Consider the following 6337-nt stretch of genomic DNA (forward strand, 5'->3'; position numbering starts at 1 on the left):
CGGCGCGCAGCCGGGCCCGGACGTCGGCCGGATAGGACGCGCGTGCGTCGGGGCCGACCAGTTGTACGGCTTCCTCGGGACGGGCTCCGAGTGGGACGAGCACCGGCTCCGAGCGTGGCGCGATCATCGGTCCACCCCGCCCATCACCGGATCGATACTGGCGACGGCAGCGATGACGTCGGAGATCATGCCGCCCTCGCACATCGCGGCAACCGCCTGCAGATTGGTGAACGAGGGGTCTCTGAAATGCACTCGGTACGGCCGAGTTCCGCCGTCGCTGACGATGTGCACACCCAGTTCGCCTCGCGGCGATTCCACCGTGGACAGCACTTGGCCCGCCGGCACTCGCATTCCCTCGGTCACCAGTTTGAAGTGGTGGATCAACGACTCCATCGAGGTGTCCATGATGGTGCGCACGTGGTCCTGAGAATTGCCGAGACCGTCGGGTCCGGAGACCAGTTCGGCCGGCCAGGCGATCTTCTTGTCGTCGATGACCACCGGTCCGGCCCGCAGGCGATCGAGGGTCTGCTCGACGATCTTGAGCGATTCCTTCATCTCTTCGACGCGAATCAGATAGCGCCCGTAGCAGTCGCATCCGGTGTCGGTGACGACATCGAACTCGTAGTTCTCGTACCCGCAGTAGGGATCGGACCGGCGCAGATCGTAGGGAAGTCCGGTCGATCGAAGCACCGGACCGGTGACGCCGAGGGCCATGCACCCCGTCAGGTCCAGATACCCGACGTTCTCGGTTCTGGCCTTCCAGATCGGGTTGTCGTTGAGCATGAGTTCGAGATCGCGTAGCCGTCCGGGAAGGACCCGCAACAGCTCGCGAACCTTGTCGATCGCATCGGCGGGTAGATCCTGCGACAAGCCGCCGGGACGAATGTAGGCGTGGTTCATTCGAAGTCCGGTGATGGCCTCGAAGACGTCGAGTATCAGTTCGCGTTCCCGGAATCCGAACAGCATCGCCGTCACGGCACCCAATTCCATTCCGCCCGTGGCCAATGCCACGAGGTGCGACGAGATTCGATTGAGCTCCATCAGCATCACCCGTACGACCGTCGCGCGCTCGGGAATGTCGTCGGTGATGTCGAGTAGCTTCTCCACCCCGAGGCAGTACGCGGTCTCGTTGAAGAAGGGCGAGAGATAGTCCATCCGAGTGACGAACGTGACGCCCTGAGTCCAGTTGCGATACTCGAGATTCTTCTCGATACCGGTGTGCAGGTAGCCGATTCCACACCGGGCCTCGGTGACGGTCTCGCCTTCGATCTCGAGAATCAACCGCAGCACACCATGGGTGGACGGGTGTTGCGGACCCATGTTGACCACGATGCGTTCCGTGGTCGACCCGCGCGCCAGTTCGACCACGTCGTCCCAGTCCTGGCCCGACACTGCATAGATCGTTTCGTCCGTTGCGCTCATCAGTTGTACGACCTGCGCTCGTTGGGAGGCGCAACCTGAGCGCCCTTGTACTCGATGGGAATTCCACCCAGGGGATAGTCCTTGCGCTGCGGGTGACCGACCCAATCGTCGGGCATCTCGATCCGCGTCAGTGCGGGATGACCATCGAAGACGATGCCGAAGAAGTCGTACACCTCACGCTCGTGCCAGTCGTTGGTCGGATACACCGCACAGAGCGAGGGTGTGTGCGGATCCGCATCGGGCACAGCCACTTCGAGTCGCAGACGGCGTCCGTGGGTGATGGACACCAGATGGTAGACCGCGCGCAATTCCCGGCCGACCTGATCCGGGTAGTGCACACCCGATGCGCCCGTGCACAATTCGAATCTCAGTTCCGCGTCGTCACGGAGAGCACGGGCCACGGCGGGCACGTGCTCCCGCGAGAGATGCAGCGTCAGTTCACCGCGAAAGATCACCGCACGCTCGACGGCGTCCTCGAACGGCACGGCCGCGTCACCGGTGCCGAGAACAGCAGCCAATCGATCGACCAGGGCATCGAAGTAGCTGCCGTACGGCCGGACAGCGGTATCCACCGACTCCACCGGCGGCTGCAGCCGGCCGTAACCGGAGGTGTCGCCACTCCCCCGGACACCGAACATCCCGCGGGATCCGTGCGCCGTCATCGCAGCAGCCCCTTCAGATCGATGGTCGGGGTGGACGCCAGCGCTGCAGCCTCGGCAGCCGCGCGCACCTGGTCACGATTGACACCCAGTGGCATCTCCTGAATCTTTTTGTGCAACTCCAGGATTGCGTTGAACAGCATCTCAGGTCGGGGTGGGCAACCGGGTAGGTAGATGTCGACGGGAACGATGTGATCGACACCCTGAACCACCGCGTAGTTGTTGAACATTCCACCCGAGGACGCGCAGACTCCCATGGCCAGGACCCATTTCGGTTCCGCCATCTGGTCGTACACCTGCCGCAGTACGGGCCCCATCTTCTGGCTGACACGGCCTGCCACGATCATCAGGTCCGCTTGGCGCGGAGACGCACGGAACGCCTCCATGCCGAATCGCGCGAGATCGAACCGACCTGAGGTGGTGGCCATCATCTCGATCGCGCAGCACGCGAGACCGAAGGTCGCGGGCCACAACGAACCTTGCGTGCGTAGCCGGCCAACCCCTCGACGGTGGTCAGCAGAAATCCGCTGGGTAGCTTCTCTTCGAGTCCCATCGATCACACTCTTTCCGCATCCGCTCGAGGTGAGAACCGTGCATCGTGCCGTCGCCGATCAGTGTTCGGACGTCAGTCCCATCCGAGCCCGCCTCGCCGCCACTCGTAGACGTAGGCCACCGACACGTTGACGACGAACAGTGCCATGGCAACCAGCCCGAAAGCGCCCAGGACGTCCAGGTGGACCGCCCACGGATAGAGGAAGACGATCTCGATGTCGAAAATGATGAACAGCATGGCGGTCAGGTAGAACTTCACCGGAAATCGTTGGCCCGTAGGCGCATGCATCGTGGGCTCGATGCCGCACTCGTACGCGTCGAACTTCGCTCGGTTGTACCGCGCCGGCCCCACCATGGTTCCGACCATCACCGAGAACACCGCGAACACGACCGCAATGGCACCGAGAACGAGTATCGGAACGTAGGCGTTCATCCCGGCATCTGCTCCCTCGATCGACTACCGCGCCGGCGCGTAGTAAATGCGACGGCCGTACCAATGTGACCTGAACCACACAGTATGGGTTCGGTGTCGATCTCGCGGGATTTCGAGGTGTCAGTTTCGTAATCCGTTGACGCGCGGGGGCACCCGATCTCAGGACTGTGACTCAGATCACTCACCGGCCCCGTGCGATCCGGTCCGAGGAGAACGACAAACCCGCCGACGATCCCGGCCGAACGCGGCCGCCGATATGCAACAGGAAAAATGATGAAGTCGATTTCCGTCTCGGCGCTCGCCGCCGACGGACTGGGAACTGCCCTGCTCGTGATCTTCGGCGTCGGCACCGCCGTCATCGCGGGCGACACTGTCGGAACCCCGGGCATCGCCCTGGCATTCGGGCTCACACTGCTCGCCCTCGTCTACGCGATCGGCCCGATCTCGGGATGCCACATCTACCCGGCCGTGACGATCGGAGCCCTGACAGCTCGCGCCATCACCCCGATCAAGGCTGTGTTCTACATCGCCGCCCGGGCCGTCGGTGCAGTGATCGGCGCGCTGATCGTACTGTTCGTCGCGTCCGGCCGTCCCGGATACGACATGCCCTCGGACGGTCTGGGCACCAATGGATTCGGCAGCTCCTCGCCCGGAGAATACGGGCTGGCGTCGGTGGCGGTGTTCGAGACGATCGCGACCGGCCTGCTCGTCCCCGTCGTACTGGCCACCACGGCCCCCACCGTTCACCTGCTGGGCATCGGAATCGACTCGACCTCGGTCAACCCTGCTCGGTCCTTCGGACCAGCCCTCCTCGCCGGCGGCCCTGCCCTGTCACAATTATGGGTATTCGTGGTGTTCCCCGTTCTCGGAGCTGTCATCGCCGGCTCGATCCACCGGTTCGTGCTGACGGTGCCCGCAGCGGAAAAGACGGTCTGATCTAGCGCGGTCGAGAGACCGGAACACCGACGGGTCCCGAGTGCTGCCTCAGTAGATCGACCACCGCCCGCCCGAGCCGGATCGGATCCAGCGGGTGCGGAACTGCAGCCTCGGCGCGCGACCATTCGGCCAACCAGGCGTCGTCCGGACGTCCGATCAGCACCAACACCGGTGGGCAGTCGACGATCTCGTCCTTCAACTGCTTCGCCAGACCCAGACCGCCGACAGGCGAGGACTCGCCGTCGAGGATCGCCAACGCGACACCGCCTGCATCCATGTGCTCGATAACGACGGCCGCCGTGGCGATGTCGACGTACTCGATGTCACCGAGTGCGGGATCCGGTCGAGTTCCCACCGCAGACCGCACCTGGGCACGGGTCGCCGAATTGCTGCTGTACACCAGCACGCGAACACGACCGGATGGACTCTCTCCCGCTGTGGCGTCGGACACACCGCGATGCTACCGCGCGGTCCCCGGCGAACGGATCGAAACAGCCACGGCCGAAGTGCATTCGACGTTCCAGCGCCGTTCAGGACTCGACGGTGACGATCACCGCGGCGGGTTCTTCGGTGGTGGCCACCGTGAACTCGGGTCGATCGGCGGCAACTCCGACGAAGGCCTGCGAGATTCCGCCGGGATCGGCCAGAAAATCGACCGAGACGACGGCGGAATCCGTATCGCTTCGGATCCGTTCGGGCCCGGCGTACAGAGAGAACGTGTCGTCGGAGTCCGTCGACGTACCCGACAGATCGACCTGCAACACGGATCTGCCCGGCACTGCCATCGGTTCACTCGTGGCGTAGCGGACGGCCTCGTCGACGTACCTCACCGTATAGGACACCGGGCCGTTGCCCGCCAACCGGAATTCGACCGTCGACGACGCCCCCAACACCACGTCGGTGACACCGACCGGCGACGCACCAGGGAATCGCGCGCCATCGAGGATCGGAGGAAGCTCTGTCACCGCGGGCGGCAGCGCTTCGACGGTCGGCTCGGGATTGGACATGGGATCACCGACGACCAGTGATCCCGTGACCGTGGTGTAGTTCGTGCCGGCCGAGACCTCGTCGACCGGCATGCTGCCGTCCTCGCCGGAACAGCCGGCGAGAAGACCGAGCGCCAGTGAGCCGACGACCGAGAGCGCGAGTGGAGCCCTGCGGTGACCGTCGTACATCGCCATACCGTACTGAAGAAACCGATCGGTTCGGTAGTGCCGTCCCGACGCAATTCGGTCACGATTGCACAGCCCTCCGATCCTGCTAGCGTCGGACGGTATGGAGCCGAAGAGCTATTCGTCCGGTGAGCGTGTGTTCGGTCCACCCAACGGGACGTTCGACGCAGACTGGGCTGCCACTGCACTGCGCTCGAACCGCCCCGAGTTGGACCATCCCACCTCGGTGCGCCTGGTCGAACAGGCCTGGGAGCTACTCCGAACGCAGGGGCTGCGCGGAGAACGACTCACCGCCGCACTGGACCTCGAGCCCGGTCTCGCTGCTGCAGTCTCCGCCGTCGCCACCGAGACCGCCGAGCTTTACCTGGACCCTCGGTAGCTCCGGGCTCAACTCGGACCGAACTGCTCGACTGCGAAACCGGCCACGAGCACCGCTGTACCGCCGATTTCGCCGACGATCAACGACACCATGAACAGATGCGTCCCCGGGACGGGATCGACGAACTGGTTCTCGGTGTCCCGACGAAACCCGTGCACCGTGTAGCTCACGACGGCAGCGACGAAGAACAACAGCACCACCGATGCGGCGATCAGATCCACCGCGACCGACCACGCACTGAACTGCGCCAACACAGCGAGCACCAGGGCTGCGAACGAGTACATCAACGCTGCCCGATGGGCGATGTCGACATAGCGATGCGCAGTGCCATCCGGCGACGTCGACATCTGGTGATACTTGACCACCCCCAACCCCAGTGCCCACAGCAGCAGGAAACCGGCCACGAGGACGATCACCTTGGTGTCCAGTTCCAACTGCATGTTTCTCCCCCACTCGATCCCGCGCCGAAGGTATCACCGGACTTGCTACCGTTCGGCAATGCCGGCCGACCCCGTACTGTCCCAGAACGCGTACGGACTCCGCTTCGACTGGGGTCTGTGCGGTGCCGATGCCATCGCCGACGGCGCAGACATCGCCGTCGTCGTGGATGTCCTTTCTTTCACGACCACTCTCACGGTCGCTGTCGACGCGGGCATCGACGTCATCCCCAGTCAGTGGCGCGACGACCGGGCCACGCAGTTGGCCGAGCAGTTCGACGCAGTCCTCGCAGTGGGACGGTCGGCCGCCGCACCGGGCCGGATCAGCTTGTGCCCGGCCACCGTAC

Annotated in this window: 8 protein-coding genes and 2 pseudogenes; 3 read left to right on the forward strand and 7 right to left on the reverse strand. The window is 64.3% G+C overall.

What is annotated here, in order from left to right; all coding sequences use genetic code 11:
• Window positions 1–123 precede the first annotated feature (123 nt).
• The 4 genes and pseudogenes from nuoD to RHBS_RS22595 all read right to left on the reverse strand — a co-directional run bounded on the left by nuoD (window position 124) and on the right by RHBS_RS22595 (window position 3066).
• On the reverse strand, window positions 124–1422 hold the full coding sequence (nuoD, locus tag RHBS_RS22580) for an NADH dehydrogenase (quinone) subunit D (protein ID WP_121870090.1): 1299 nt from the start codon (window positions 1420–1422) through the stop codon (window positions 124–126).
• Entirely contained in the window at window positions 1422–2084 is a 663-nt protein-coding gene (locus RHBS_RS22585; RefSeq protein WP_121870091.1) for an NADH-quinone oxidoreductase subunit C, read from the reverse strand. The genes nuoD and RHBS_RS22585 overlap by 1 nt, the downstream gene beginning before the upstream one ends.
• Window positions 2081–2634: pseudogene (locus tag RHBS_RS22590) on the reverse strand (NADH-quinone oxidoreductase subunit B family protein). The gene RHBS_RS22585 and the pseudogene RHBS_RS22590 overlap by 4 nt, the downstream one beginning before the upstream one ends.
• A gap of 72 nt (window positions 2635–2706) precedes the next feature.
• Window positions 2707–3066, reverse strand: coding sequence for an NADH-quinone oxidoreductase subunit A (locus RHBS_RS22595; RefSeq protein ID WP_032397854.1), 360 nt, complete (start codon window positions 3064–3066; stop codon window positions 2707–2709).
• Window positions 3067–3339: 273 nt separating this feature from the next.
• Here RHBS_RS22595 and RHBS_RS22600 point away from each other — a divergent pair, with 273 nt between their 5' ends.
• Window positions 3340–4002 (forward strand): aquaporin, encoded by a 663-nt coding sequence (locus RHBS_RS22600; RefSeq protein ID WP_128646467.1) that lies wholly within the window; start codon window positions 3340–3342, stop codon window positions 4000–4002.
• A gap of 1 nt (window position 4003) precedes the next feature.
• Here RHBS_RS22600 and RHBS_RS22605 read toward each other — a convergent pair whose 3' ends face one another.
• The gene (locus RHBS_RS22605) at window positions 4004–4453 is read right to left on the reverse strand and encodes a hypothetical protein (protein WP_128646468.1); all 450 of its coding nucleotides are present in this window, start codon (window positions 4451–4453) and stop codon (window positions 4004–4006) included.
• A 79-nt stretch (window positions 4454–4532) separates the two neighbouring features.
• Window positions 4533–5177 carry a hypothetical protein gene (locus RHBS_RS22610; RefSeq protein ID WP_128646469.1) on the reverse strand — a complete coding sequence of 215 codons (645 nt, stop codon included), beginning with the start codon at window positions 5175–5177 and terminating at the stop codon, window positions 4533–4535.
• 100 nt (window positions 5178–5277) lie between these two features.
• On the opposite strand from RHBS_RS22610, the gene RHBS_RS22615 reads away from it, so the two are divergent.
• Window positions 5278–5553, forward strand: a complete 276-nt coding sequence (locus RHBS_RS22615; RefSeq protein ID WP_057477670.1) for a hypothetical protein — start codon at window positions 5278–5280, stop codon at window positions 5551–5553.
• A gap of 8 nt (window positions 5554–5561) precedes the next feature.
• Here RHBS_RS22615 and RHBS_RS22620 read toward each other — a convergent pair whose 3' ends face one another.
• Window positions 5562–5993 carry a hypothetical protein gene (locus RHBS_RS22620; RefSeq protein WP_121870095.1) on the reverse strand — a complete coding sequence of 144 codons (432 nt, stop codon included), beginning with the start codon at window positions 5991–5993 and terminating at the stop codon, window positions 5562–5564.
• 58 nt (window positions 5994–6051) lie between these two features.
• On the opposite strand from RHBS_RS22620, the pseudogene RHBS_RS22625 reads away from it, so the two are divergent.
• Window positions 6052–6337, forward strand: a pseudogene (locus RHBS_RS22625) (2-phosphosulfolactate phosphatase); the annotation flags it as partial.

The organism is Rhodococcus sp. BS-15 (genome assembly GCF_000813105.1).
GTDB lineage: Bacteria > Actinomycetota > Actinomycetes > Mycobacteriales > Mycobacteriaceae > Rhodococcoides.

Excerpts from the sequence above, each read along its gene's own strand:
- nuoD (WP_121870090.1), bottom strand. The coding sequence starts at position 1,422 with ATGAGCGCAACGGACGAAACGATCTATGCAGTGTCGGGCCAGGACTGG.
- RHBS_RS22585 (WP_121870091.1), bottom strand. The coding sequence starts at position 2,084 with ATGACGGCGCACGGATCCCGCGGGATGTTCGGTGTCCGGGGGAGTGGC.
- RHBS_RS22595 (WP_032397854.1), bottom strand. The coding sequence starts at position 3,066 with ATGAACGCCTACGTTCCGATACTCGTTCTCGGTGCCATTGCGGTCGTG.
- RHBS_RS22600 (WP_128646467.1), top strand. The coding sequence starts at position 3,340 with ATGAAGTCGATTTCCGTCTCGGCGCTCGCCGCCGACGGACTGGGAACT.
- RHBS_RS22610 (WP_128646469.1), bottom strand. The coding sequence starts at position 5,177 with ATGTACGACGGTCACCGCAGGGCTCCACTCGCGCTCTCGGTCGTCGGC.
- RHBS_RS22615 (WP_057477670.1), top strand. The coding sequence starts at position 5,278 with ATGGAGCCGAAGAGCTATTCGTCCGGTGAGCGTGTGTTCGGTCCACCC.
- RHBS_RS22620 (WP_121870095.1), bottom strand. The coding sequence starts at position 5,993 with ATGCAGTTGGAACTGGACACCAAGGTGATCGTCCTCGTGGCCGGTTTC.